24 protein-coding genes and 2 tRNA genes are annotated in these 25,101 nt (G+C 69.9%); 14 read left to right on the forward strand and 12 right to left on the reverse strand.

Annotation, left to right across the window (positions count from 1 at the left end; translation table 11 throughout):
- The first annotated feature begins 219 nt into the window (after nt 1-219).
- Nucleotides 220-292: transfer RNA gene (locus tag ACFV2J_RS07765), tRNA-Ala, on the forward strand.
- Nucleotides 293-771: 479 nt separating this feature from the next.
- On the opposite strand, the gene ACFV2J_RS07770 is transcribed toward ACFV2J_RS07765, so the two are convergent.
- The gene (locus ACFV2J_RS07770) at nt 772-1,473 is read right to left on the reverse strand and encodes a DUF5324 family protein (protein WP_385086916.1); all 702 of its coding nucleotides are present in this window, start codon (nt 1,471-1,473) and stop codon (nt 772-774) included.
- Between the two features lie 312 nt (nt 1,474-1,785).
- Between ACFV2J_RS07770 and ACFV2J_RS07775 the strand changes: the two genes are divergently transcribed.
- Together ACFV2J_RS07775 and ACFV2J_RS07780 are read left to right on the forward strand one after the other, a co-directional pair.
- Nucleotides 1,786-2,319, forward strand: a complete 534-nt coding sequence (locus ACFV2J_RS07775; RefSeq protein WP_385086919.1) for a peptidylprolyl isomerase — start codon at nt 1,786-1,788, stop codon at nt 2,317-2,319.
- Nucleotides 2,320-2,450: 131 nt separating this feature from the next.
- Complete coding sequence (locus ACFV2J_RS07780; protein WP_385086922.1) at nt 2,451-3,365, forward strand: rhomboid family intramembrane serine protease; 915 nt, start codon at nt 2,451-2,453, stop codon at nt 3,363-3,365.
- 280 nt (nt 3,366-3,645) lie between these two features.
- Here ACFV2J_RS07780 and crgA read toward each other — a convergent pair whose 3' ends face one another.
- The gene (gene crgA, locus ACFV2J_RS07785) at nt 3,646-3,900 is read right to left on the reverse strand and encodes a cell division protein CrgA (RefSeq protein ID WP_385086925.1); all 255 of its coding nucleotides are present in this window, start codon (nt 3,898-3,900) and stop codon (nt 3,646-3,648) included.
- Nucleotides 3,901-4,042: 142 nt separating this feature from the next.
- Here crgA and ACFV2J_RS07790 point away from each other — a divergent pair, with 142 nt between their 5' ends.
- The 6 genes from ACFV2J_RS07790 (at nt 4,043) to ACFV2J_RS07815 (ending at nt 8,758) form a co-directional block, all read left to right on the forward strand.
- Nucleotides 4,043-4,822: a DUF881 domain-containing protein gene (locus ACFV2J_RS07790; protein ID WP_385086927.1), complete on the forward strand. Its 780-nt coding sequence runs from the start codon at nt 4,043-4,045 to the stop codon at nt 4,820-4,822.
- A 32-nt stretch (nt 4,823-4,854) separates the two neighbouring features.
- Nucleotides 4,855-5,553 carry a class E sortase gene (locus ACFV2J_RS07795; RefSeq protein WP_385086961.1) on the forward strand — a complete coding sequence of 233 codons (699 nt, stop codon included), beginning with the start codon at nt 4,855-4,857 and terminating at the stop codon, nt 5,551-5,553.
- Between the two features lie 37 nt (nt 5,554-5,590).
- Nucleotides 5,591-5,788: a hypothetical protein gene (locus tag ACFV2J_RS07800; protein ID WP_385086930.1), complete on the forward strand. Its 198-nt coding sequence runs from the start codon at nt 5,591-5,593 to the stop codon at nt 5,786-5,788.
- Entirely contained in the window at nt 5,785-6,423 is a 639-nt protein-coding gene (locus ACFV2J_RS07805; protein WP_385086933.1) for an aminodeoxychorismate/anthranilate synthase component II, read from the forward strand. The genes ACFV2J_RS07800 and ACFV2J_RS07805 overlap by 4 nt, the downstream gene beginning before the upstream one ends.
- Nucleotides 6,420-7,928, forward strand: a complete 1,509-nt coding sequence (locus ACFV2J_RS07810) for a class E sortase (protein ID WP_385086936.1) — start codon at nt 6,420-6,422, stop codon at nt 7,926-7,928. The genes ACFV2J_RS07805 and ACFV2J_RS07810 overlap by 4 nt, the downstream gene beginning before the upstream one ends.
- 83 nt (nt 7,929-8,011) lie before the next feature.
- Nucleotides 8,012-8,758 (forward strand): class E sortase, encoded by a 747-nt coding sequence (locus ACFV2J_RS07815; RefSeq protein WP_385086939.1) that lies wholly within the window; start codon nt 8,012-8,014, stop codon nt 8,756-8,758.
- Between the two features lie 206 nt (nt 8,759-8,964).
- Here the strand turns inward: ACFV2J_RS07815 and pknB are convergent, their stop codons facing one another.
- The 7 genes from pknB to ACFV2J_RS07850 all read right to left on the reverse strand — a co-directional run bounded on the left by pknB (nt 8,965) and on the right by ACFV2J_RS07850 (nt 17,265).
- Nucleotides 8,965-10,953: a Stk1 family PASTA domain-containing Ser/Thr kinase gene (gene pknB, locus ACFV2J_RS07820; RefSeq protein ID WP_385086942.1), complete on the reverse strand. Its 1,989-nt coding sequence runs from the start codon at nt 10,951-10,953 to the stop codon at nt 8,965-8,967.
- A 170-nt stretch (nt 10,954-11,123) separates the two neighbouring features.
- On the reverse strand, nt 11,124-12,614 hold the full coding sequence (locus ACFV2J_RS07825) for a peptidoglycan D,D-transpeptidase FtsI family protein (protein WP_385086945.1): 1,491 nt from the start codon (nt 12,612-12,614) through the stop codon (nt 11,124-11,126).
- Entirely contained in the window at nt 12,611-14,059 is a 1,449-nt protein-coding gene (locus ACFV2J_RS07830) for an FtsW/RodA/SpoVE family cell cycle protein (protein WP_168529074.1), read from the reverse strand. Before ACFV2J_RS07830 ends, ACFV2J_RS07825 begins: the two co-directional genes overlap by 4 nt.
- Before the next feature lie 26 nt (nt 14,060-14,085).
- Nucleotides 14,086-15,630 carry a Stp1/IreP family PP2C-type Ser/Thr phosphatase gene (locus ACFV2J_RS07835; protein ID WP_385086949.1) on the reverse strand — a complete coding sequence of 515 codons (1,545 nt, stop codon included), beginning with the start codon at nt 15,628-15,630 and terminating at the stop codon, nt 14,086-14,088.
- A gap of 120 nt (nt 15,631-15,750) precedes the next feature.
- Complete coding sequence (locus tag ACFV2J_RS07840) at nt 15,751-16,281, reverse strand: FHA domain-containing protein (protein WP_385086952.1); 531 nt, start codon at nt 16,279-16,281, stop codon at nt 15,751-15,753.
- Between the two features lie 10 nt (nt 16,282-16,291).
- Nucleotides 16,292-17,134 carry an FhaA domain-containing protein gene (locus ACFV2J_RS07845; RefSeq protein WP_385086955.1) on the reverse strand — a complete coding sequence of 281 codons (843 nt, stop codon included), beginning with the start codon at nt 17,132-17,134 and terminating at the stop codon, nt 16,292-16,294.
- Nucleotides 17,122-17,265, reverse strand: a complete 144-nt coding sequence (locus ACFV2J_RS07850) for a hypothetical protein (protein ID WP_153289598.1) — start codon at nt 17,263-17,265, stop codon at nt 17,122-17,124. The genes ACFV2J_RS07845 and ACFV2J_RS07850 overlap by 13 nt, the downstream gene beginning before the upstream one ends.
- Nucleotides 17,266-17,678: 413 nt before the next feature.
- Here ACFV2J_RS07850 and ACFV2J_RS07855 point away from each other — a divergent pair.
- Nucleotides 17,679-17,765, forward strand: a tRNA-Leu gene (locus ACFV2J_RS07855).
- Between the two features lie 126 nt (nt 17,766-17,891).
- Here the strand turns inward: ACFV2J_RS07855 and ACFV2J_RS07860 are convergent.
- Nucleotides 17,892-19,082, reverse strand: coding sequence for a sensor histidine kinase (locus ACFV2J_RS07860; protein WP_385437699.1), 1,191 nt, complete (start codon nt 19,080-19,082; stop codon nt 17,892-17,894).
- Between the two features lie 309 nt (nt 19,083-19,391).
- Here ACFV2J_RS07860 and ACFV2J_RS07865 point away from each other — a divergent pair, with 309 nt between their 5' ends.
- A complete protein-coding gene (locus ACFV2J_RS07865) occupies nt 19,392-20,003 on the forward strand; it encodes a TetR family transcriptional regulator (RefSeq protein ID WP_385095350.1) in 612 nt (203 codons plus the stop codon).
- 314 nt (nt 20,004-20,317) lie between these two features.
- Here ACFV2J_RS07865 and ACFV2J_RS07870 read toward each other — a convergent pair whose 3' ends face one another.
- Together ACFV2J_RS07870 and ACFV2J_RS07875 are read right to left on the reverse strand one after the other, a co-directional pair.
- Entirely contained in the window at nt 20,318-20,938 is a 621-nt protein-coding gene (locus ACFV2J_RS07870; RefSeq protein WP_385095353.1) for a ScbR family autoregulator-binding transcription factor, read from the reverse strand.
- Between the two features lie 241 nt (nt 20,939-21,179).
- Nucleotides 21,180-21,974: a response regulator transcription factor gene (locus ACFV2J_RS07875; protein WP_385095357.1), complete on the reverse strand. Its 795-nt coding sequence runs from the start codon at nt 21,972-21,974 to the stop codon at nt 21,180-21,182.
- A gap of 473 nt (nt 21,975-22,447) precedes the next feature.
- On the opposite strand from ACFV2J_RS07875, the gene ACFV2J_RS07880 reads away from it, so the two are divergent.
- The 3 genes from ACFV2J_RS07880 to ACFV2J_RS07890 all read left to right on the forward strand — a co-directional run.
- Complete coding sequence (locus ACFV2J_RS07880) at nt 22,448-23,461, forward strand: ScbA/BarX family gamma-butyrolactone biosynthesis protein (protein ID WP_385095361.1); 1,014 nt, start codon at nt 22,448-22,450, stop codon at nt 23,459-23,461.
- A gap of 55 nt (nt 23,462-23,516) precedes the next feature.
- Nucleotides 23,517-24,440, forward strand: a complete 924-nt coding sequence (locus ACFV2J_RS07885) for an NAD-dependent epimerase/dehydratase family protein (protein ID WP_385095366.1) — start codon at nt 23,517-23,519, stop codon at nt 24,438-24,440.
- Between the two features lie 302 nt (nt 24,441-24,742).
- Nucleotides 24,743-25,101: biotin carboxylase N-terminal domain-containing protein (locus ACFV2J_RS07890; RefSeq protein ID WP_385437703.1), on the forward strand; the 359-nt coding region annotated here is incomplete at its 3' end.

The raw sequence follows: 25,101 nt of genomic DNA on the forward strand, positions 1-25,101 counted from the left end.
GGGTCTGTGGCGGTTTCTTATTGGTGGGCGGCCTCCTTGCCTACCCCCAAGCCCACCCCCAACCCCGTGTTCCCGTCCCCCCACCCACGTCGAGCATCTTACGGAGAGTGGTCGCCCACGGGGACCCCCAATCTTTTTGCGAGATACGGGGGGTGACCCGGTACTCTGGTTCCCGGCGTCGGTCGGCATCCGAATCAACCGGCCGGACGCTTCTCTTCAGGGGCCTTAGCTCAGTTGGTAGAGCGCTGTCTTTGCATGGCAGATGTCAGGGGTTCGACTCCCCTAGGCTCCACACCCTGGACCGGCCGGACACCTTCACGGTGACCGGCCGGTTTTCGTATGCCCCGCTTTGGGCGTCCATGGTGACCTGCGTCACAGGGTCCCGTTCGCAGTCGTTGCATTTGTTTGCGCAAATAGACGGGGTCCGGGAGGTGTCGTGACCCGTCGCGCGGGTGCTCGCGCGCTTCACGGGAGGTCGGGCCCGATTGTCGGAGCCGTGCGTGAACTGGCGCAAGCAGAGACGTGTAATCGGGGCAATGCGCACCGTGAAGAGGGTCTGTGTGGATGTTGTGCACGAAGGCCGTTGCAAACGTCATCGCGGACGGAATCCGTAAACGGGCGCCTTCCCCGCTACCGTGCCGGCCGCCTTCCCCGCCGCCCCTGGTGCGACGGATGCCGTGGTTCCGTCCTGTTCCACGTGAAACAACGCCGTGGGGCAGGAGACCCTCAAGTCTCCTGCCCCACGGCGTTGTTGGTGTTCCGCTCCAGGAATCAGTGGCGGTCGTCGCGCTTCGCCGCTTCCTCCTCGGCCTGCTTGGCCTGGACCTCGGGGTCGAGGTCGGGCCGGCCGCTGCCGTCGACCGCTGTCAGGTGGCCCGGCTCGGGCACCTCCGTCGCGGCGGGCGGCTCGACCAGCCAGTCAGGATTGGCCTGCTTGTCCCACCACTTCCAGGCGGCGTACGCGCCGCCTGCCAGAAGCCCCAGGACGGCGAGTCCCTTGACGGCACGGCCGGCCTTCGCCCGCCGCCGGTGCTTGCGGACCAGCTTCTCGATCTCCTTGGGGGAGACCTGTCCGCGCAGTGCGGCCAGCGCCGCCGCACCCCGCGCCGCGGCCTCCTCCCGTACCGGCTGGGCCGCGGCCACGGCCTGCTCGATTCTCGGCTTGGTGTAGTCGGCGGCCTGGTGCGCCGCCTGGCGGGTGCGGACTGCGGCCGTGTAGGCGGCGTGGTCGACCTTCGGCGGCACATGGGTGCGCGCCTGCTCGAGACGCGGCGCGAGATGGGCGTCGTACTGCACGCGGGCCTGCTCTGCGGCCAGCGACATCTTGGGCGCGAGCCGTACGCGTGCCTCGTTCGCGTAGTGCGAGGCCCGGTCCTTGGCCGTGTCGGCGTAAGGCGCCACCACTTCCGCGGCGTGCAGCACGCTGTCCTTCGCCGAGCCGGTAGCGGCGCGCACGCTGTCAATGCGGGTCACGGGTTTTCCTCCTCCTCGGTGGCGTACTTGGGCTTTCGAGTACCCCAAACAGGCACAGTCCACCTTTCCACCCTTTTCGAGATCATGCCCCTCGCGCGACCGCGGGGCATGCGAGATAGGGCATACGGGGCAACAGGGTCCTGTCGCCGACCCTGCCACGGATCGGCGCTCCCGGCGCCGCCCGCGGGAGGACCCGACGCGTTTTCCGCAAGAGGGGGGACGGGATGTTCGCCCGGAGGTGGCGGTCGGGCGACTAGGGGCCCGGTCCGTGCGAGGATCGGGGGGTCAAAAGAAGGCAACGGAAGGCAGATCGTGGCCGAGCAGCTTTACGCCACCCTGAAGACCAACCAAGGCGACATCGAAGTCCGGCTCCTGCCGAACCACGCGCCCAAGACGGTCCGGAACTTCGTCGAGCTCGCCACGGGTGAGCGGGAGTGGGTCAACCCGGAGACGGGTGCGAAGTCCACGGACAAGCTCTACGACGGCACGGTCTTCCACCGGGTGATCAGCGGATTCATGATCCAGGGCGGTGACCCGCTCGGCAACGGCACCGGTGGCCCGGGCTACCAGTTCGAGGACGAGTTCCACCCCGAGCTCGCCTTCGACAAGCCGTATCTGCTCGCCATGGCCAACGCCGGCCCGGGCACCAACGGCTCGCAGTTCTTCATCACCGTCTCCCCGACGGCGTGGCTGACCCGCAAGCACACCATCTTCGGTGAGGTCGCCGACCCGGCCAGCCAGAAGATCGTGGACGCCATCGCGGGCACCCAGACCAACCCGCGCACCGACCGTCCGGTCAACGACGTCGTCATCGAGTCGGTCGTCGTCGAGACCCGCCAGAGCTGAGCGTCGGGACCCGTCGGGGCTGAGCACGGCGGCCCGAGGGCCCCGGGAACCCCCGCAGGGAACCAAACGCCCCGTTCATCCGTAAGGATGGGCGGGGCGATGCAGTGCGTACGACCGATTGAGGGGATCCCATGGAGCAGGCACCAGGCAGCCCACAGGGCCCGAAGGACCAGGGATCGCAGGATGCCCAGAGCGTGCCGACCTGCTACCGGCACCCGGACCGCGAGACCGGCGTGCGCTGTAGCCGCTGCGAGCGCCCGATCTGCCCCGAATGCATGGTCAGCGCCTCCGTCGGCTTCCAGTGCCCCGAATGCGTCCGGGGCGGCTCCGGTACGGGACACCCGCCGGCCGCCTCCCAGCCGCGCACGCTGGCGGGCGGCACCGTCGCCGCGGACCCGCGGCTCCTCACCAAGATCCTGATCGGGATCAACCTCGCCCTCTTCCTCGTCAAGCAGGCCGTGGGCGACCGCTTCACCGACAGTCTCGACCTCATCGGGCGGGCGTACGTCCCGGTTCTCGGCTCGGTCGAGGGCATCGCGGAAGGCCAGTGGTACCGGCTGCTGACGTCGATGTTCCTGCACGGCAACTACGTCCACATCCTGTTCAACATGCTCAGCCTGTGGTGGATCGGCGGCCCCCTGGAGGCGGCCCTCGGCCGGGCCCGCTACCTGGCGCTGTACTTCGTCTCGGGATTGGCCGGCAGCGCGCTCACCTATCTCCTGGCCGCCCCGAACCAGCCGTCGCTCGGCGCCTCCGGCGCGATCTTCGGCCTCTTCGGCGCGACCGGGGTTCTCATGCGCCGGCTCAACTACGACATGCGCCCGTTGATCGGCCTGCTGGTGGTCAACCTGATCTTCACCTTCACCCCCGCGTTCGGCATCTCCTGGCAGGCCCACATCGGCGGCCTCGTCGGCGGTGTCGTCGTCGGCTACGCGATGGTCCACGCCCCGCGTGAGCGGCGGGCCCTCGTCCAGTACGGGGTGTGCGCGCTGGTGCTCGTCGCGGTGGTGGCCGCGACGCTGGTCAGGACCGCTCAGCTCACCTGAGCCGTCGCTGCGACGGTTGTTGTCCACAGACGGTGGCGGATCTTGTGCACGCTGTGCGGGAACAGCTGTGCCCCCTGTCGCTGACCCGAGTTTTCCCAGGTCGGACAGGGGGCGAACAGGTTTGCGGATCCCGGTAGGCCAGTCACACCGGCGTCAACCCTGGATGAGTTATCCACAGATCGTCGTTCTTTTTCCACCTGTGGAAAACAGTTGTGGATAACTCAGTGGATAGCCCTGGGGAGAGCTGCCCGAAAGCTGCTGGAGCGTCGGTCGCGGAGCGCTACTTCCACTGCGTGGAGACGCCGAATCCGGCCGCGATGAAGCCGAAACCGACCACGATGTTCCAGTTGTCCAGCGCGTCGATCGGCAGCGAGCCGTCCGTCACGTAGAAGACGACGATCCAGGCGAGGCCGATGAGGAACATGGCCAGCATGACCGGTGCGACCCAGCCGCGGTTGGTGAGCTTGATGTTGGTCGTCTGCTTCGCCTGGGGTGGCGTGTAGTCGGCCTTCTTGCGGATACGTGACTTCGGCACGAGGGTCTCTCCTGTCGATGCGCTGCGTGGCCGCGCAGGGAACTGGGGCGGGCTCCGGGGCAGCGTACAAGGGGACACTGAGCGCTCCCCCGGGCGTCCGTTAGCGTAGTGCTTCCGCGGCGCCGAAGGAGATAAGGGTACGTTGAGCAATTCTGCCGACTCCCCAGGGACGGGTTCCAGTCCTGCCGATACGCGCCGTTTCCGGCCCGTTCGCGTGCTCACCGTGGCCGTCTTCGCCCTCGCCGGGCTCATTTTCTTCACCAGCTTCAACACGGCCAAAGGCACCAATATCCGTACCGACTCGTCCCTGCTGAAGCTCTCCGACCTGATTCAGGAGCGCAGTCACAAGAACGCGTCGCTCGACGACTCCAACGGCGCGTTGCGCGACCAGGTCGACGCCCTCGCCGGGCGGGAGAACGGCGGCAGCAAGGCCGAGAGCGACCAGGTCGCCGCGCTGGAGAAGAAGGCGGGCACCCAGCCGCTCAAGGGCAAGGCCGTCACGGTCACCCTCAACGACGCCCCGCCGAACGCCACCGCCAAGCTGCCCGGCTACCCCGAGCCGCAGCCCGACTATCTGGTCATCCACCAGCAGGACCTCCAGGCCGTGGTGAACGCCCTGTGGCTGGGCGGCGCCCAGGGCATCAAGGTGATGGACCAGCGGCTGATCTCCACCAGCGCCGTGCGCTGTGTGGGCAACACGCTGATCCTCCAGGGACGCGTCTACTCACCCCCGTACAAGATCACCGCGGTCGGTGACCCGCAGAAGCTCAAGAAGGCGCTGGCGGACTCCCCGGCGATCCAGAACTACATGGTGTACGTCAACGTCTACGGGCTCGGCTGGAAAGTCGAGGACAACGGGACGGTGACTCTTCCCGGCTACTCGGGCACAGTGGATCTCCACTACGCGAAGCCTGTGGAGTAGCCGGAGCCGCTGCCGCTGGGGGGCCTGTGTCGGTGCGAGTGGTCGTCAGGACGTTGAGCGAGCTCTGCATCACCGTCGGCACGCTGATCGTGCTCTTCGTGGTCTACGTGCTGTTCTGGACGGGCGTGAAGGCCGACAGCGAGATGGACCACCAGATCGACCAGCTCCAGCGGCAGTGGTCGAAGGGGACACTCGCGCAGCAGCCGAGGACACCCACCGCCTCCCCGGCGCCCGGGAGCCCGAAGCCCCCGCCCTCCTATACGTACGGCAGGCCCTTCGCGGTGATGTACATCCCGCGGCTTGGTTTCACGTGGAACAAGCCCGTGCTCGAAGGCACCGGAACGAGTGTCCTGAAGAAAGGGCTCGGTCACTACCGGGGGACGGCCCAGCTGGGGCAGACGGGGAACTTCGCCGTCGCGGGACACCGGCGGACGTACGGCGACCCGCTCAAGGACTTTCCGAGGCTGCGACGCGGCGACGCGGTGGTGCTGACCGACGGGACGACCTGGTTCACGTATCGGATCGACAAAGGCCCATACAAAACCGTGCCCACGGACGTTGAGGTGATCGACCCTGTGCCACGTAAGTCCGGGTATACGGCTCCGGGCCGCTACCTGACGCTGACCACCTGCGAACCGGAGTGGGGGCACAGCCATCGGCTGATCGTCTGGGCACACCTGGATTCCACACAGCCAGTGGAGGCTGGGAAACCGGGGGCGCTCCGCCGTTAGTCTGGTCCCGTACGGCGTGGGTCCGGTGGTGCGGGGCGTGGCTCTGACGCCGTGGTGCGACGGAAGGGACGGCATGTACGGCTTCATCTGGCGGCATCTGCCGGGGAACGTGTGGGTGAAGGCGCTCATTTCACTCGTGCTGGTCCTGGCGGTGGTCTACGTGCTCTTCCAGTACGTCTTCCCCTGGGCCGAACCGCTGCTCCCCTTCAACGATGTGACGGTGAACAACCAGTGAGCGCGCGGATCCTCGTCGTCGACAACTACGACAGCTTCGTCTTCAACCTGGTCCAGTACCTGTACCAGCTGGGCGCCGAGTGCGAGGTGCTGCGCAACGACGAGGTGTCGACCGCGCACGCCCAGGACGGGTTCGACGGGGTGCTCCTGTCGCCCGGCCCGGGCGCTCCCGAGCAGGCCGGCGTCTGCGTCGAGATGGTCCGCCACTGCGCGGACACCGGGGTGCCCGTCTTCGGTGTCTGCCTCGGTATGCAGTCGATGCAGGTGGCGTACGGCGGGGTCGTGGACCGTGCGCCGGAACTGCTGCACGGCAAGACCTCGCTGGTGGAGCACGAGGGCAGCGGCGTCTTCGCCGGGCTGCCGTCCCCCTTCACCGCGACCCGCTACCACTCGCTCGCGGCCGAGCCGGAGACCGTGCCGCCCGCGCTGGAGGTCACCGCTCGCACCCACGACGGGATCATCATGGGTCTCAGGCACCGTGAACTCCCGGTCGAGGGCGTTCAGTTCCACCCCGAGTCGGTGCTGACCGAACACGGGCACCGGATGCTCGCCAACTGGCTCGTGGAATGTGGCGACCAGGGTGCCGTGGCGAGGTCGGCGGGGCTCGCCCCGGTGGTGGGCAGGGCCACGGCGTGACCGCGCTGCGCCCCGAGCGCGAGTCCGGTGCCGCCTACGGCGCCGCCGGAGAAGGCGGGTCCTCGTACGGGCAGCAGCCGTACGGGGCGCCCGGCGCGTTCGAGGTCGCGATCGAGCAGCTGGCGGACCCGCTCACCGACCCCCTTCCGGGCACGGTCCCCGCTCCGGTCCCCACGGCCCCCGGCCGTACACCTCCCGCCCCCGGCCACACCGTGCCGGCCGCCCCCACCGCCGGGCCGCAGGCCGGGCCGGGACAGCAGTGGCCCGGCCACCACCAGTACGCGGGGGACGGGTCCGCCGGGTACGCGCAGCAGTGGCAGGGCACGGCCCAGGGCGGCTACGACGGCACGCGGCAGCGGCAGCCGTACGCGGAGCAGCCGACGACGGCCATGCCGGCCACCCCGGCCTTCCAGGAGCCCACGCCGCCCTACGGGGCCTCCGCGGCTGCGCCTCCGTACGCGGCGCCCGCGGCGCCGTCCGCGCCCGTGTACGGGGCCACCACGGCCTCCCCCGGGCCGGCCGCCGGCCCGGCCCACGGCGTACCTCCGACGGCGGCCCGGCCGCTGGACGACGAGACCGTGGCGCTGCGGGCCTCGGAGGTCTCGCAGGCACGGCTCATGGCCGCGCCCGTGACGCGCGCGGACGCCGCGGACGATGTGGCGGCCGCGCCCGGGGGCCGTGCGGCCCGGCGCAAGGCCGCACGGCGCCATGGGCGCCACGGAGGAGCTCCGGAGTCCCTGGAGTCACAGACACCCCAGGAAGGGCCGCAGGAGGCCGCTGGGGCGCCGCTGAGCCGTGTCGCGGCCCGGCGTGCCGCCCAGGCGAGGAAGCCCGGTGCCGCGGTCGTGGTGAGCCGGATGATCGGCGAGGCCTTCATCACCACCGGCGTCCTGATGTTGCTGTTCGTGACCTACCAGCTGTGGTGGTCGAACGTGCGGGCGCACCAGCAGGCCGGCAGCGCCGCGCACCACCTCCAGGAGGACTGGGCGAGCGGCAGGCGGAGTCCGGGGACGTTCGAGCCGGGGCAGGGCTTCGCCATCCTGCACATCCCGAAGCTGGACGTCGTCGCGCCGATCGCGGAGGGCACGAGCAAGACGAAGGTGCTTGACCGCGGCATGGTGGGCCACTACGGCGAGGGCAGCCTCAAGACGGCGATGCCGGACGCCAAGACGGGCAACTTCGGTCTCGCGGGCCACCGCAACACACACGGTGAACCGTTCCGCTACATCAACCGCCTCAAGCCGGGCGACTCGATCGTCGTCGAGACGCAGGACGACTACTTCGTCTACAAGATGGCGTCGATCCTGCCGGTGACGTCTCCTTCGAACACAAGTGTGCTGGCCCCCGTCCCCAAGGGGTCCGGCTTCACGGGGCCCGGCCGCTACATCACCCTGACCACCTGCACGCCGGAATTCACCAGCAAATACCGGATGATCGTGTGGGGCAAGATGGTCGAGGAACGCCCGCGCAGCAAGGGCAAGCCGGACGCTCTCGTCGGGGGGTAGGCGCATCCAGCGGTGCGCTGCCGGCCCCTCGGGCGAAGAACACGCGAGACAACCTGAGACAGACCAGACGGGGCAGATGCACAGTGGCAGCGAGGACCGACCACGACGAGCGCACCGACGCCGACGCCGAGGCGCCCGCACCGAAACGGCGTGGTCCCGGCCGGGTCGCGATGGCGGTCAGTGTCTTCGGTGAACTCCTCATCACCGCGGGCCTGGTGCTCGGTCTCTTCGTCGTCTACTCGCTGTGGTGGACGAACGTCGTCGCGGACCGGGCGGCGCACCAGCGGGGCGACAAGGTCCGCGACAACTGGGCGGCGGCGGACAACGGCCCCGGCGCGCTGGACACCAAGGACGGCATCGGCTTCCTGCACGTCCCGTCCATGAAGAACGGTGAGGTGCTCGTCGAGAAGGGCACCTCCACGGAGATCCTCAACGACGGCGTCGCCGGCTACTACACGGACCCCGTCAAGTCGTCCCTGCCGATGACCGGCAAGGACGGGAACTTCACGCTCGCCGCGCACCGCGACGGCCACGGCGCCAAGTTCCACAACATCGACAAGGTGGAGAAGGGCGACCCGATCGTCTTCGAGACCAAGGACAAGTGGTACGTCTACAAGGTCTTCGGCATCCTCCCGGAGACCTCGAAGTACAACGTCAAGGTCCTGGGCGCGGTCCCCAAGGAGTCCGGCAAGAAGAAGCCGGGCCACTACATCACCCTGACGACCTGCACGCCGGTCTACACGTCCCGCTACCGCTACGTCGTCTGGGGCGAGCTGGAGCGCGTCGACAAGGTGGACAGCGCGCGGACACCGCCGAAGGAACTGGGCTGAGCCCACGTACCGCGGCCCGCGGACCAGGCGGACCAGGCGGACCAGGCGGACGAGGCGGACCAGGCGGGTCGCCGGTGCTCCCGAGCCCGTAGCGCGCGGGCGGCCGTCCCGGCTGAGCGGCGCGCACACGACGGATCCCCGGCACCTCTTCACGAGGTACCGGGGATCCGTCGTACGGGAGGGGCGGCGACGGCCCCGCGGAGCACCTATCCGGTGACGCCGCCGAAGAAGTTGGTGCCGCCGTCGTTCCCGCCGTTGTTCCCGTTCCCGCCGATGGTGGTCAGGATGATCGCCGCGTTCGGGTCCGCCTGGCCCTGCTGCGGGTTCTGTGCGATGACGCGGGCGTTGTCGTTCTGATCGCCCTGCACCTGGATGTTGTTGAAGCCGTTCTGCTGAAGGATCTGCCTGGCTTGCTGAAGGGTCCGGCCCGTGACGTTCGGGATGTCCTTCTGCGGGTTCGGGGCCTTCTTGCCGATCTGGATGTTCACCGTGGAGTTCTTGTCGGCCGAGCTGCCCGCCTGCGGAGAGGTCGAGACGACCTTGCCGACCTGGGCGTCGTCCGCGGTCTCCACGTCGGTGCAGTTGCCGACCAGGTTGTTCGCGGTCATCTGCGCCTTGGCCGCGTCACAGGTCTGACCCGTCACGTCCGGCACGGTGGACTTCTCCTGCGCCTTGGCGATGGTGAGGGTGATCGTCGAACCCTTCTGCACCTCGGAACCGAGCTTCGGGTCCTGGTCCAGGACCGTGTTCGGGTCCTCCGTGGAGGTCTGGGTCTTCGTCTTGACCTGGAACCGGTAGCCGTCGCCCTCGAGCTTCGCCTTGGCGTCGTCGAGGCTCTGGCCGGTCACGCCGGGCACGACCACCTTCGGCGCGCCTGTCGAGACGACCAGGTCGACGGTGTCGCCCTTCTTGACGTCCGCGCCGGCCTTCGGGTCCTGGTCGCACACGCTGCCCTTGGGCTGGGCCTCGCACGGCTTCTTGGTGGTCGTCACCGTCAGTTCGACGTTGGCGGCCATCGCCTTGGCGTCGCCCAGGGTCTGGCCGACGAAGTTCGGGGCCGCGAAGGGCTTGTTGCCGTCGCTGCTGCCGCTGAAGGCCCACTTGCCGATCAGGATCGCGCCGATGAGGACCAGGACTCCCGCCACGACCAGCAGGATCGTCGAGGTGTTCGACTTCTTCTGCTGGCGGCGCCGGGGCGGACGGTCGTCGTAGCCGGCGAATCCGCCGTCGTCCGGGTTCATCGGGGGAAGCATGGAGGTGGCCTGGGCGTCCGTGGAGCGCAGGGCCGTGGTGGCCTGGTCGTCCGGGTAGCCGCCGTAGCCGACCGAGCCCATGGCGGCGGTCGCCGCGACCGGCTGGCCGTCGAGGCAGGCCTCGATGTCCTGCCGCATCTCGTCGGCGGACTGGTACCGGTAGTCCGGGTCCTTGACGAGCGCCTTCAGCACGATCGCGTCCATCTCGGGCGTGATCTCCGGGTCGAAGACGCTCGGCGGCTGCGGCTCCTCCCGTACGTGCTGGTAGGCGACCGCGACCGGCGAGTCGCCCACGAACGGCGGGCGGACCGTCAGCAGCTCGTAGAGGAGGCAGCCGGTCGAGTAGAGGTCGCTTCGCGCGTCCACCTGCTCGCCCTTGGCCTGCTCCGGGGAGAGGTACTGGGCGGTGCCGATGACCGCGGCCGTCTGCGTCATCGTCATGCCGGAGTCGCCCATGGCGCGGGCGATGCCGAAGTCCATCACCTTGACCTGGCCGTTGCGCGTCAGCATGACGTTCGCGGGCTTGATGTCGCGGTGGACGATCCCGGCCCGGTGGGAGTACTCCAGGGCCTGGAGGATCCCGATGGTCATCTCCATGGACCGCTCGGGCAGCAGTCTGCGTCCCGAGTGGAGCAGCTCACGCAGCGTGGAGCCGTCCACGTACTCCATCACGATGTACGGGATGGAGATGCCCTCGATGTAGTCCTCACCCGTGTCGTACACGGCGACGATCGCGGGATGGTTGAGCGAGGCGGCCGACTGGGCCTCCCGGCGGAACCGGGCCTGGAACGACGGGTCGCGTGCGAGGTCCGCCCGCAGCGTCTTCACCGCCACGGTGCGGCCGAGCCGGGTGTCATGGGCGAGATGGACCTCCGCCATGCCACCACGGCCGAGCACCTGGCCCAGCTCGTACCGGCCGCCGAGGCGACGCGGCTCTTCCATAGCTACCTACCAGCCCTCTCCGTCGATCCCGACCGCACACATGTGTGGTCCGGCGGTGTGCCGTCCGGGCATACCGTACCCGGATCGACTTGTGTGACCTGGCCGAGCCCGTCACCCGATACAGGACCGGTATCGCAACGTGCACCGATGTGAAGGGGACGTGACAGGGGTCACTTCTTGCTGTCGATTACTGCCTTCATCACACTCTTGGCGATCGGGGCGGCGAGACCACCACCGGAGATGTCGTCCCGGTTGGCGCTCTCGTCCTCGACCACCACGGCGACGGCGACCGGAGAGCTGCCGTCGGCCAGCTTCGCGTACGAGATGAACCATGCGTACGGATTCGCGCTGTTGGCCACACCGTGCTGGGCGGTACCGGTCTTGCCGCCCACCGTGACGCCGTTCTCGTTGATCTTGGCGTTGGTGCCGGTGCCCTCGTTGACGACCGTCTCCATCATCGACTGAAGGATCTGGGCGTTGTCCTTGGAGAGCGGCTCGCTCAGCTTCTGCGGCTCGGTCTGCGAGATGACGTCCAGGTTCGGGGCCTGGAGCTTGTCGACCATGTACGGCTTCATGAGCGTGCCGTCGTTGGCGACCGCCGAGGCGACCATCGCCATCTGGAGCGGGGTCGCGGCGGTCTCGAACTGGCCGATGGAGCTGAGCGCCGTCTGCGGCTTGTCCATCGACTTGGGGAAGACGGAGGCGTTCGAGCGGACCGGCGTGAACTGCTGGGCGTTGAAGCCGAACTTCTCGGCCTCCGACAGCATCTTGTCCTTGCCGAGGTCGGCGCCGATCTTGCCGAAGACGGTGTTGCAGGAGTAGCGGAGCGCGATGCGCATGGTCGCGTTCTTGCAGGGGATGCTGCCCTCGTTCTTCAGCTCGGTCCTGGTGTCCGGCAGGGTGTAGGGCAGCGGTGAGTCCGTCTTCTGGTCCGCGGACGAGTACAGCCCGTCCTGGAGCGCCGCCGCCGCCGTGACCACCTTGAAGGTGGAGCCCGGCGGGTAGGTCTCGCGCAGCGCCCGGTTGAGCAGCGGGTCGTCGGGGTTGTTCTTCTTCAGCAGCTTGTTCCAGGCGCTGCTGTCCGTCGTGGTGGAGTTCCCGGCGAAGGTCGACGGGTCGTACGACGGGGTCGAGGCCAGCGCCAGGATCGCGCCGGTCTTCGGGTCGATCGCCGCGACGGCGCCCTTGCCCTGCTTCAGGAGGCCCTGGTACGCGGCCTTCTGCGCGGCGGCGTTGAGGGTGGTGACGACGTTGCCGCCCTGCTTCTTCTTGCCCGTGAGCATGTCGAGGGTGTTGCGGAAGAACAGCCGGTCGTCGTTGCCGGTGAGGATGCCGTCCTCGATGCTCTCCAGCTGGGTGGCTCCGAAGGCCTGGGAGGCGTACCCGGTGACGGGCGCCCACATCGCGCCGTCCTTGTAGGTGCGCTTGTACTCGAAGTCGTTGATGCCGTTCTTGGCCGACTTGGAGGCCCCGGTGATCGGGTTGCCGTCGACGATGATGTCGCCGCGCGGAGTGGCGTACCGCTCGATGGCGACGCGGCGGTTGTGCGTGTCGGTCCGCAGGCTGTCCGCCTGGACGTACTGGATGTAGTTGTCGCGGATGAGCAGGGCGAGGACGAGGAGTCCGCAGAAGATCGCGATCCGGCGCAGGGGCTTGTTCACGGGCGGACCACCTGGGTCATCTCGGCGTCGGGGCTGGGTGCGGGTGCGGGGGCCGGGCGGCGGGCGGTGTCGCTGATCCTGATGAGGATGCCCATCAGCGCCCAGTTGGCGATGACGGAGGAGCCTCCGTAGGCCAGGAACGGCATGGTCATACCGGTGAGAGGGATCAGGCCCATGACGCCGCCCGCGACGACGAAGACCTGGAGCGCGAAGCCGCCGGAGAGACCGACGGCGAGGAGCTTGCCGAACGGGTCGCGGGCCGCGAGCGCCGTACGGATGCCGCGCTCCGCGATCAGGCCGTAGAGGACCAGGATCGCCATGATCCCCGCCAGGCCCAGTTCCTCGCCGAAGCTGGCGAGGATGAAGTCGGAGTTGGCGGCGAACCGGATGAGCTCGGAGTGGCCCTGGCCCCATCCGGTGCCGAGCGTGCCGCCGGAGCCGAAGGCCCACAGGGCCTGCATGGCCTGCTCGGAGTGGAGGATGCCGTCGTGGGTTCCGGCCTGGCTGAGCTTGTACTCGTGCAGCGGGTTGAGCCAGGCCTGGACACGCGTCTGGATGTGCGGTTCGAAGCTCGCCACGCCCACGGCGCCGACCGCCGACATCAGCAGACCGAAGACGATCCAGCTGGTCCGCTCCGTCGCGACGTACAGCATGATCACGAACATGCCGAAGAACAGCAGCGAGGTACCGAGGTCGGTCTCGAAGACCAGGATCAGGATGGAGACGAACCAGACCACCAGGATCGGGCCGAGGTCGCGTCCGCGCGGCAGGTAGAGGCCCATGAAGCGGCGGCTGGCGAGGGCCAGCGCGTCGCGCTTGACCATCAGGTAGCCGGCGAAGAAGACCGCGAGGATGATCTTCGCGAACTCGCCGGGCTGGAGGGTGCCCAGACCGGGGATCGAGATCCAGATCTTGGCGCCGTAGATGTTGGCCCCTAGGCCCGGAACCAGCGGCAGCAGGAGCAGGATCAGGGCGCCGAACATGGAGATGTAGGTGTAGCGCTGAAGGACACGGTGGTCCTTGAGGAAGATCAGCACGGCGACGAGCAGGCCGATGCCCAGCGCCGTGTACATCAGCTGGCGGGGCGCGGCGGGAGCGAAATTGGGCAGCGACCTGAGCAGCTTGGACTGGTCGAGGCGCCAGATCATCACCAGGCCGAGGCCGTTGAGCAGCGTCGCCAGCGGCAGCAGCAGCGGGTCGGCGTAAGGGGCGAACTTGCGCACCGCGAGATGGCCGACGCCGGCGAGCAGGCCGAGTCCGAGGCCGTAGCTCAGCAGGCCGGGCGGCACCGAGTCGTTGATGGCCAGGCCCACGTTGGCGTAGGCGAAGACAGGGATGACGACGGCGAACACCAACAGTGCGAGCTCGGTGTTGCGCCGGCTCGGCGTGCCGATCGAGCCGATCGTCGACGTGTGGTGCGTCGGCGTGTTCGTACTACTGCTCATGGTGTGACAGGGCCCCTCACGGCTTCTTACTGCTTACCGCACAGCGAGACCAGCTTCTGCTCCTCGTCGGAGAGGCTGGGGCCGGGTGTGGGAGTGGGTGCGGTCTTGGACGGGTTGGACGACGGTGAACTCGACGAGTTCGGTGTCGGCGTCGGGCTGGACGTGGCCTTGGACGTCAGAGAGGTGGTTGTGGTTCCCGTGGTCCCACCTGCCTCGCCCGTACCGGTCTTGCCGTTGTTCTGCGTTCCGGCGGCGCGGCGCTCGGAGTCCTTCCTGCACGCGGACGCCTGCACGGCGAGCTCGTCGATCTTGGACCGGGCGTCGCTGAGACCGCCCTCCGCGATCGTGGCCTTGACCTGCTTCTGCTGGTACGGCGGCAGGTACTTGAGTTCGATCTCGGGGTGGTCCTTCTCCACCTTCGAGAGCGAGACCCAGGCCAGGTCCTGGCTGATACCGCGGTACAGCGCGACGTGCTTGCCGTTGCTGCCGACGTAGTACTGCGTCTGCGTCCAGCGGTAACCGCCGTACGCGCCGCCGCCGATGACGGCGAGCGCGAGCACGGAGTAGAAGGATCTCTTCAGCCACTTGCGTCCGCCGCGCGGCTTGACGAAGTCCTCGTCCGAGTAGTCGGCGAAGCCGCCCGTGGGGGCGTAGCCGTCGGAGTCGCCGCTGCCGGGCGGTCCGAACTCGCCGCCACCGCCCTGTCCGGGGACCGGACGGCCGAGACCGGAGGCGCGGCCCGCGGGGGTCTGCATGGCGCCGTTGTCGTGCAGCTGGTGCTGGTTCTCGGCGACCGCGCCCACCACGACGGGGGTGTCGGAGAGCTGGGCGGCGAGGGTGTCGCCGGAGTCGATGTCGAGGACGTCGGCGACGATGACGGTGATGTTGTCGGGGCCGCCGCCGCGCAGCGCGAGCTCGATGAGGTTCTGGACGGTCTCCTGCGGGCCCTGGTAGCTGGCGAGGGTGTCCTCCATCGTCTGGTGCGAGACGACGCCGGAGAGTCCGTCGGAGCAGATCAGGTAGCGGTCGCCGGCCCGGACCTCACGGATGGAGAGATCCGGCTCGACGTGGTCGCCACTGCCCAGCGCGCGCATCAGCAGGGAGCGCTGCGGGTGGGTGGTGGCCTCCTCCTCGGTGATGCGGCCCTCGTCGACGAGCCGCTGCACCCAGGTGTGGTCCTGGGTGATCTGCGTGAGGACGCCGTCCCGGAGCAGATAGGCGCGGGAGTCGCCGACGTGCACGAGACCGAGGCGCTGGCCGGTCCACAGGAGCGCGGTGAGGGTGGTCCCCATGCCCTCCAGCTGGGGGTCCTCCTCGACCATCATCCTGAGCTGGTCGTTGGCACGCTGGACGGCGGTGCCGAGCGAGGTGAGGATGTCGGAGCCGGGCACGTCGTCGTCGAGCGCCACGATGGTGGAGATCACCTCGGAGGAGGCGACCTCACCGGCGGCCTGGCCGCCCATTCCGTCGGCGATCGCGAGCAGCCGGGGACCGGCGTAACCGGAGTCCTCGTTGCCCTCGCGGATCATGCCTTTGTGCGATCCGGCGGCGAAGCGCAGTGACAGACTCATGCGCACCTCGCCCGTCGGCTCCGGGTACATCCGCACGGTGCCCACCCTCCGGTCGGGAGCGCGCCGGGGTCCTTCGTGTGGACCGCCGCTGCGTGCTCGCTCCGCTCGCTCATTGTCGTACTACTTCCGCAGCTCGATGACGGTCTTGCCGATGCGGATCGGCGCACCCAGCGGGATCGGCGTGGGAGTCGTCAGTCGGCTCCGGTCGAGATACGTGCCGTTGGTGGAGCCGAGATCCTCGACGATCCACTGGCCGTCCCGGTCCGGGTAGATCCTGGCATGGCGGCTGGACGCGTAGTCGTCGTCCAGCACGATGGTGCTGTCGTGCGCGCGCCCGAGCGTGATGGTCTGCCCCTGGAGCGCGACCGTCGTGCCCGTGAGGGTGCCCTCGGAGACGACGAGTTTGGTGGGGGCGCCGCGGCGCTGGCGTCCGCCGCCGCCGCTCGGCGCCGCCTGCTGGCGCTGGGGCGGTGGTGCCGCCGCAGCCTGGCGCGCGGCCTGTTGCGGCCTTGCGGCGTCCCTGCGCGAGCCGCGCTGTGTGACACGCGTTCCGAACAGGTCGCTGCGGATGACCTGCACGGCCACGATCACGAACAGCCACAGTACGGCCAGGAAACCCAGCCGCATGACCGTGAGGGTCAGCTCTGACATTGCCCCCGCTTCACCCTTCGGCTTGCCGGTAAATGATGGTGGTGCTGCCCACGACGATCCGCGAGCCGTCGCGGAGCGTAGCGCGGGTGGTGTGCTGCCCGTCCACCACGATGCCGTTGGTGGACCCGAGATCCTGGATCGTCGAGGGCGTTCCGGTCCGGATCTCACAGTGCCGGCGGGATACGCCGGGGTCGTCGATCCGCACGTCGGCTTCGGTGCTGCGGCCCAGCACCAGCGTCGGGCGGGAGATCTGGTGGCGTGCGCCGTTGATCTCGACCCAGTGCCGCATACGGCCACCGGGTGCCGGGCCCGCGGCCGGGCCGGGCCGCTGTCCCATGGGCGAGGGCCCCGGGCGTCCGGGCGGCGGCGCGGACGGCATGGGCGGAGCGGCCGCCGGCGGGTAGCCGTAGCCGCCCTGGCCGCGCGGGGCGGCCGGAGGGGGGCCCGCGGGGGCGCGCTCCGGCGCCTGCTGGTCGGTGGAGGAGGCGAGCGTACGGCTGCGCACCCGGTACAGACCGGTGTCGAGGTCGTCCGCCTTCTCCAGATGGACCTTGATCGGGCCCATGAAGGTGTAGCGCTGCTGCTTGGCGTAGTCGCGCACCATGCCGGCGAGCTCGTCGCCGAGCTGGCCCGAGTACGGGCTGAGGCGCTCGAAGTCCGGTGTGCTCAGCTCCACGATGAAGTCGTTCGGTACGACGGTCCGCTCGCGGTTCCAGATCGTGGCGTTGTTGTCGCACTCGCGCTGCAGCGCTCCGGCGATCTCCACGGGCTGGACCTCGGACTTGAACACCTTGGCGAAGGTGCCGTTGACCAGACCTTCGAGACGCTGCTCGAATTTCTTCAGGACTCCCATGGGGCACCTCCTCCTTCGTAGCCGTCCTGGTACTGCGTGCTGCCTGTGCCGTACTGCGCACGGCCCGCCGCGTCGTACGGTCGGCCGCTGTCGTCCTGGTCGTGCTGGTACTGCTTACTGATCGTATCCACGCGCCGGGAAATCGGCTGGTTCCCCCTGTCGGCCCGGTCGACGGTTGTCGACACCTTCCGAGGTCCCCTCCCGAAGTTCCCTGCGAGGCGCCCTTTCGAACTCTTCCTCGCACTACTCCTGCCAAGGATCGTAGAGGCGGCCCGGGACCAGTGTCCCGCACCCGACTGTGCACCCCGTCCTGCTCCTGGGGAGATGGCCTGGACCGGTACGAGGTTGATACGTGAACCGGTTCTCGTCGATACGTGCGGTGGGGCCGACGTGCTCGGACCCCGGCGTGCGGGGGGGCGGCCCGGGCCCCGGGGCCCCCGGGGCCGCCGGAAAGCGATGTGAATCCGCCCCTGCCACCGTGCTAATCTTCTGCATGTCGGAAGGGGCCGCACCACTCGGTGGGGCACCGGAGGACACACCCAATGCGCGGGTGGCGGAATAGGCAGACGCGCTGGATTCAGGTTCCAGTGCCCGAAAGGGCGTGGGGGTTCAACTCCCCCCTCGCGCACCAGTGAAGAGGGCCCATCGTGATCACGATGGGTCCTCTTCCGTATGCCCGGTACCCGGGGCGATACGCGGTCCCGGTCCGAGTGTGTTCTGTCTCTCAATTTTTTCTCGGGCCGCCCGGGGCGGGGTCTCAGGGATGCCGGCGCAGGGGGAGATGGATCTCCAGCAGGGTGCCGGCGGGGGTGCCCGGGGTGACGCGCGCGCGACCGCCGAGGTCGTCGATCCGGTCGGTCAGGGAGCGCAGGGCCTCGGTGGAGCCGGCCGCGGGTCCGCGGCCGTCGTCGGTCACCTTCGCGTAGAGCCAGCGCCGGGTGACGCGTACGACGGTGTCCACCCGTCGCGCGCCCGAGCGGGCCAAGCGGTCGCGCAGGGCCTCACGCAGGGCGAGGAAGGCCTCCTCCCGGTAGCGCTCGGAGAGGGCCCGCTCGTCCCCGACGACCTCGACGGAGGTCCGGACACCGAGACCGGCGCGCGGGCGGGGGCCCGCGAGGAAGGCCTCCAGGGCCTCGCGCAGAGGTGGCAGGTCGGCCCGGTGGCGCAGGCCGCCGATGAGCGCCTGGTTCTGCCGGGCCGCTTCCGCCAACGCCCGCTGGGCCGTGGCGAGATGGGCGCCGAGGTGGTCCGGGGAACCGGCGGGGCCCGAGGTTCCCGGAGGGTCCTGGGCGGCGGCTTCGAGGCTGAGGCGGGCCGTGGACAGGGCGCCGCCCAGTTCGTCGTGGAGCTGCCGGGCCAGCCTGCGGCGCTCCCCGCGGCCGTCGTCGCCGGACCACGCCCCCTCCCCGCTGTCCCGGACCACCTCGCCGAGGCGCCGGACCACCGCGACCGCGCGGGGCAGCGCGCTCTCCCGGTGCGCGATGCCGTGCTCCAGGACGTGCAGCAGGGCGCACTCCAGGAGCAGCGCGACGGCGGACGCCACCTGGTGGGGGGAGGCCGCCGGCGGGGCGACGGGGGCGGGCCACGTGTCCGCGGCGGGGGGTGCGGAGGTGGTCGGTGCGGCGTCCGCGGCACGCGCCAGGACGGTGCGGGCGAACTCCGTCAGCGTGCCGCGCAGCGCCGGCACCTCCGCCTCGGCGGGGGCGAGTACCGCGGACAGGCGGGCGGTGAAGCGGTCGAGGACGGCGTCGGTCTCCCAGATCCCCAGGGTGTCGCCGGCCGGGCCGCCGGCGGGGCCGCCGCGCGGGGACATCCGGGCCGCCGCACGGACCAGGCCCTCGTGCAGGGCTTCGCCGAACCCGCTGCCGACGACCGGCGCGGCGGCGGGAGCGGAGGCGGCAACGGAAGCGGCCACGGGGGCCGGGGCGGGGACGGTCGTGCTGCTCATCGGACTCCTCAACGCTCGGGTGACGCTCGGGTGCCGGGCAACGGGGCCATCGCCAACGTAACAAACAGACTTGTCTGATTGTCAAGGGTCGACTGGCTCCCGAGGCGGGCTGTGCCCACGGGATCGCCCTGCCGTCAAGAGGCAGGTCATGGCCAAGAGCAGCAGAATGTATGGGGATTGGATGGAGGTCTGCGTTCACAGGGCTGTCGACTAAAACAGGCATGGTTGTATGATTCCGGTTGTTGCTGGCGCCCCCGGGCACCCGCGCGCTCCTTCATGCCAAGCGCAGGAATAGGCAGGTGCAGCCTGATGCAGACCCGGTCCGAACAGACCCGTCAGGCTCTCGTCCGTGCCGCGGCGGAACTGATAGCGAACGGCCGGCTCGCCGATGCGGGACTGGTCAACATCTGCCGCCGGGCCGGAGTGAGCCGGGGGGCTCTCTACCACCACTTCTCCTCCATCGCGGAGTTGAACGCCGCCGTCTACGAGCGGGCGCACGAGCGGGTCGTCGCGCTCGTGGACGAGGCCTTCGGCGGCGGCCCCGTGGAGGACGCTCCCGAGCGCCTCCTGATCGCCTTCTGCGAGGCCCTGCGGACGGAGGAACTCGTCCGGGCCGGCATCCAGTTGGCGGTGGACGGGTCGGCCGGCCCGCCACGGCTGCGCGACGACGTGCTGACGCTCGTGCGCGGGCGCGTCGCGGACACGCACCGGGACGCCGTGCCCGCGCCGGAGGATCTCGCCGACCTCGCCGTGGTGGTCGCCGCGGGGCTGGAGACCCTGGGGCACACCGACGCCGAGTGGTGGGACGCCAAGACGTCCAAGAGGCTGTGGGCGCTGTTGCGACCGTTGTTCTCGGTCGGGGTCGCGGGAGTCGTGGGGGCCGGACGGCCGGGGGAGCGGGGGAAGCAGGAGCGGGTCTGAGGCGTTTCCGCGGGCCGTGCCCGGCGCGGGCGGAGCCGTGTCAGCCGGCGATCAGGGGCCGGTCCGCGTTCTCGTGGCCCGTGCGGCGGAGCCCCGGCACGGTCGTGGACGGGGCGCGGCGGGGCGTCGATGGTGTGCGGTACGGGTGGGGAGCGCGCCGGGAGTCTCGGGGCGCGTGTGTGCGCGTGCGCGGGTGCCGGGGCGGTGGTCGCGTCCGGGGCACCTGGGGTGCGGGGCGCGGGCGGGTTCCGGGCCCGGGCGGCGGCTTGGGGGTGCCTGGCCGCTCGGCGGGGTTCCGCGGGAGCCGGCGGGGCTCAGACGTCCTCGGGCGCCGCGGTCGTGACGGTGCGCAGGCGGCCGAGCAGGCCGGGAGTGGCCAGGCCGGGCAGCACGAAACGCCAGAACGCGCCGATGCGTTCGGGCAGGTCCGCGCGGTTGCTGTACACCTGCGACATCAACTGCAGCCCGGTGAAGGCGCCGACGATGGTCGAGGTGGCTTCCTTGATGTCCACGCCGGGCAGGATCTCGCCCTGCTCCTCGGCCTGCCGCAGCAGCGTCAGGATGGCCGCGCCGGACTGCTCGTACGCGGTCTGCGGCGGGCGGGAGAAGGACGTCTGCTCGACCGCGAGCCGCACGCTCGCGCGCAGTACCGGGTCGTGCTGGAGGCGCTGGGCGAACTCCAGGGTCAGGTCGATGACGGCCTGGAGCTTCACGGCCCGGTCCGGCACCACGAGTGCCTCGCTGTGCGCGGTCACCAGGGCCACCGCGATCGCTTCCTTGGAGGGGAAGTGGTGGTACAGCGCGCCTCGAGTGAGACCCGTCCGGGCCAGGATGTCGTTGGTGCTCGCCGCGTCGTAGCCGCGCTCGTCGAACACCCGGGCCGCGGACTCCAGGATCGAGTGCCTCGACCTCGTTCCGCGCTCTTGTGTGGCCATGCCAGGTCCTTGCTCTCGCCCGCTGGAATTTTACCGACTGGTCTGTATTGTATCGGCAAGGCGGCACGCCGCCAGGGGGCGGGAGTATTCGCTTCCGGTTCGGCTCGGTTTTCGGTCGGTCCGAGCGGGGTCCTTCAGCGTCCCTTCAGCGTTCCTTCAGCGGTCGTCGGGCGGGCCGTGCGGGGTGGCCCGTGGGGCGGTCCCGGGGTACCCCCGGGCGGTCGCGGCCGACCGCCCGGGACTACGGATGGCCGAGCCGGAAGCCGACCCCCCGGACGGTGATGATCCAGCCGCTCGAACCGAGCTTGCCGCGCAGGCTGCTGACGTGGGTGTCGATGGTGCGGCCGCGGTGGGACCAGGTGTCGTCCCAGACCTGCGCCATGAGCTGGCGGCGCGGCATCACGGTGCCGGGCTGCGAGGCCAGCAGGTGGAGCAGGTCGAACTCCTTGCGGGTCAGGTCCACCGGCTCCCCGTCCAGCGTGGCCACCCGGGTGCCGACATCGATGCGCAGCGGCCCGTGGGTGATGACCTGGGCGGACGCCGGCTGGTGCCGTACCCGGCGCATCACCGCCTCCATCCGGGCCAGCAACTCACGGAAGCCGTACGGCTTGACCAGGTAGTCGTCGGATCCGGCCTGCAGCCCGAGCACCCGGTCGAGCTCCGAGCCGCGCGCGGTGACGGCTATGACCGGGGTGTCGCAGACCGCCCGGATGCCCCGGCACACCTCCAGCCCGTCCAGGTCGGGCAGGTCGAGGTCGAGCAGCAGGAGATCGGCGTCGCGGTGCGCCTGGAGCGCCTTGGTGCCGGTGGCCACGCTCTGCGCGGCGTACCCCTGCCGCAGCAGGCCCTGGACCAGGGAGTCGGCGGCCCTGGCGTCGTTCTCCACGACCAGGACGCGCAGGGCGCCGGCCGGCGGGCCGGGGTGGTCGGTGGCAGCGTGTGCCGCAACCGGCCGCCCGGGGTGGGGAATCGTGGGGCGGTGCGGGAGATTGCGCTGCGATCGGACGTCGAGTAGATCCACGGCTTGCCGATTCATCTGCTCCTCCTGAGGCACAGTCTCGTCATCACGGAACGGACTGCTGAACGCTCACCTTGAGGACGATAGCAAACAGACTTGTCTGATTGTCAACGTGTTCTTGGTCCCCCGCGCGTCGGCCCTCGTCGTCTCCTGAGAGCCTCGTCTGACCTGCGTGGATGTGCGCTTCTCCGCCATTCCAAGGTCATGTTTTCGAGAGGTCACCGCCGACCGTCGAGCCCTGTCGGGCCGGGCTTCACGGCTCTAACCGTGCAGGTCTGCACGGTTTCGACGAGTCGGTGGCGCAAGTGGCGCGATCGTGCCGTACCGACCGGTAACGACGGCCTGAACCTAGAGGGATACTAAAGCTTTACTTGAAGAACCGAACAGACATGTCTGTATCTTGTGCGAGCAAGAGAACGTCGGCCACGGGGGGTGGCTGCCGACCGTACGGATTGCTGCCCCCTGCTCGGAAACAGACAGGAGTGCCGTACATGTCGTACACCACCTCCACCCGTGTGTCCGTCGAAAGCGACGTCGCGACGGTGGCCACGAGGGCCCCACGAGGCACCGCGAGGACTCTGCAACCCCGGCTGACCACGACGGTCCCGCGTGAGTACGTCCATCGCGCCGCCGTCTCCGAAGTGCTGCTGACCGGCTGGGAAGCCGCCGCCGAACCCACCGGGCCCGACCGCCGCGACGTCTTCGACGTCAGCGCCCAATGGCCGCGCAGCCACTCGTTCTTCACCCAGTCCGGCGGCTATCAGGACCCGATGCTGCTGATCGAGTCCGTCCGTCAGATCGGCTCCCTGCTCGCGCACGCCGAGTTCGGCGTCCCCTTCGGGCACCAGTTCCTGATGTGGGACATGTCGTTCAGCACCGCCCCCGAACTCCTCGTCGCGGACGCCGTGCCCACCGAGGTCGAACTGCGCACCGTCTGCCGCGACATCGTCCGCCGGGGCCGGGTGCTCGGCGGGATGCGCTACGACGTCACCGTGCTGCGCGACGGAGAGGCCCTGGCCACCGGGGGCGCCGCGTTCAGCTGCACCAGTCCGGCAGTCCACCGCAGGCTGCGCGCCGGCCGCCCCACCACCACCGACCGGGTCGCGCCGCCGGGGATAGATCCCGCCGCCGTGGGCCACTCCGGCGACCGGCATGTGCTGCTCGCCGAGCCGGGGCCTGCGGCCGGCCCCGGTGACCGCTGGGAACTGCGCGTCGACACCGCCCACCCCACCTTCTTCGACCACCCCGTCGACCACATACCGGGCATGGTCCTGCTGGAGGCGGCCCGGCAGGCCGCCCTCGTCTCGTCGGGCATGCCCGACGCGCTGCTGCTGGGCCTCAAGAGCAACTTCGCGCGCTACGCCGAGTTCGACGCCCCCTGCTGGATCGAACCGCGGGTCGAACCGCACGGCAGCGACGGCGGCGTACTGGTGCGGGTGCGCGGTACGCAGCACGCTGAGACGGTCTTCACCGCCGAGCTCGTCCTGAGCCCGCGCGGCCGTTGAACCCGTCCACCGTCCGGGCCCCTTGGCGAGCGTCCCATCCCGAGGAGAGTGTTCCGTGCCCACCCTTCTGATCACCGGCGCGGCCGGCTTCGTCGGCGGCCATGTCACCCGCGAAGCGGGGCGACGACCGGTCGAACTGCGGCTGATGTCGCACCGCAGCCCGCTGCCCGGTTCCGGCCCCCGGGTCGTACGGGCCGACCTGAGCGAACCCGCGTCCCTGCGCGGGGTGTGCGAGGGCGTCGACGTCCTGATCCACTGCGCCTCGCGGATCGGTGGGGACGTCGAGGCCAACGAGGCCGTCAACGCCCGCGGTACGGCGGCCCTCGTCGAGGAGGCGTGCCGCGCGGGGGTGGCGCGCATCGTCCAGCTCAGCACCGCCTCCGTCTACGGCCGCGGCACCTTCCGCGGCAGCAGGCCCGGAGAACTGACCCGCAATCCGGGCTCGCCCACCTCCCGGACCCGGGCCGCCGCCGAGGACGCCGTCCTCGCGGCCGGCGGCATCGTCCTGCGGCCGCACCTGGTGTACGGGGAGGGGGACGCGTGGGTGGTGCCGGGACTGGCCAGGATGCTGTCCACGCTGCCCGGCACGGTGGACGGCTGGCCCTCCCGTACGTCGGTGATCGCCGTGTCCGAGCTGGCCGGACTGCTGGTGGCGACCGCGCTGGCCCCCGCCGCCGACCTGACGGCCTCCGTCTATCACGCCGCCCACCCGGAGCCCGTCCGCGTGGACGCCCTGCTGCGCGCGGTGGCCGCCTGCGCCGGCGTCGGCCGGCCGGACCGGGATCTGACCGCCGACCAGGCCCGGGCGGTCCTGGAGGAACGCGGTGTGCCCGCGTCGGGGCTGGACATGTTCACCACCGACCACGTCTTCGACAGCGCCCCGCTCTGGTCCGATCTGCGCCGTGTTCCCGGCCCGGGGTTCGACACCGATTTCGCGCGGGCCGCGCCCTGGTACCGCAAGGTCCTGCGCTCCGACTGAGAATCGCCGCACCCCACCCGAAGGTCCCGCACTCCGACGGGCCCGACTTCCGGCAGCCCTGAAACTCTGTGGGAAGGCGGAAAGAAACCCCATGGAATGCTGGATTCCTTCCCTTTCCGGACCCGACGGTTCCGTCCGTCGGGTCCGGGTTTTTGACGCAGGCCTGACCTTTGTCTTTCCTCTTCCGCAAACTACTGCGCCGGGTCTGCGGATTCTGACCCAGTTCTGCAACGGACCGTATTGAAGGGGTGTGCACGCTCGAACAGTCTTGTGGCTCCGAGCGGAGTCAGGGGAGGTCCATCGTGCGCAAGGTGCTCATCGCCAACCGTGGCGAAATCGCTGTCCGCGTGGCCCGGGCGTGCCGGGATGCCGGGATCGCGAGCGTTGCCGTGTATGCGGAACCGGACCGGGACGCTGTGCATGTCCGAGCGGCGGACGAGGCGTTCGCGCTGGGCGGTGACACCCCGGCCACCAGTTATCTGGACATCGCGAAGGTCCTCAGGGCCGCCGGGGACTCGGGGGCGGACGCGGTCCATCCCGGGTACGGCTTCCTGTCGGAGAACGCGGAGTTCGCCCAGGCCGTCCTGGACGCCGGGCTGATCTGGATCGGTCCGCCGCCGCAGGCCATCCGTGACCTGGGGGACAAGGTCGCCGCCCGGCA

Source organism: Streptomyces sp. NPDC059668 (assembly GCF_042734135.1).
Taxonomy (GTDB): Bacteria; Actinomycetota; Actinomycetes; order Streptomycetales; family Streptomycetaceae; genus Streptomyces.

Coding starts and splice junctions, on each gene's coding strand:
- ACFV2J_RS07780 (WP_385086922.1), top strand. CDS start 2,451: ATGGAGCAGGCACCAGGCAGCCCACAGGGCCCGAAGGACCAGGGATCG.
- pknB (WP_385086942.1), bottom strand. CDS start 10,953: ATGGAAGAGCCGCGTCGCCTCGGCGGCCGGTACGAGCTGGGCCAGGTG.
- ACFV2J_RS07830 (WP_168529074.1), bottom strand. CDS start 14,059: ATGAGCAGTAGTACGAACACGCCGACGCACCACACGTCGACGATCGGC.
- ACFV2J_RS07835 (WP_385086949.1), bottom strand. CDS start 15,630: ATGAGTCTGTCACTGCGCTTCGCCGCCGGATCGCACAAAGGCATGATC.
- ACFV2J_RS07840 (WP_385086952.1), bottom strand. CDS start 16,281: ATGTCAGAGCTGACCCTCACGGTCATGCGGCTGGGTTTCCTGGCCGTA.
- ACFV2J_RS07845 (WP_385086955.1), bottom strand. CDS start 17,134: ATGGGAGTCCTGAAGAAATTCGAGCAGCGTCTCGAAGGTCTGGTCAAC.
- ACFV2J_RS07860 (WP_385437699.1), bottom strand. CDS start 19,082: ATGAGCAGCACGACCGTCCCCGCCCCGGCCCCCGTGGCCGCTTCCGTT.
- ACFV2J_RS07865 (WP_385095350.1), top strand. CDS start 19,392: ATGCAGACCCGGTCCGAACAGACCCGTCAGGCTCTCGTCCGTGCCGCG.
- ACFV2J_RS07870 (WP_385095353.1), bottom strand. CDS start 20,938: ATGGCCACACAAGAGCGCGGAACGAGGTCGAGGCACTCGATCCTGGAG.
- ACFV2J_RS07875 (WP_385095357.1), bottom strand. CDS start 21,974: ATGAATCGGCAAGCCGTGGATCTACTCGACGTCCGATCGCAGCGCAAT.
- ACFV2J_RS07880 (WP_385095361.1), top strand. CDS start 22,448: ATGTCGTACACCACCTCCACCCGTGTGTCCGTCGAAAGCGACGTCGCG.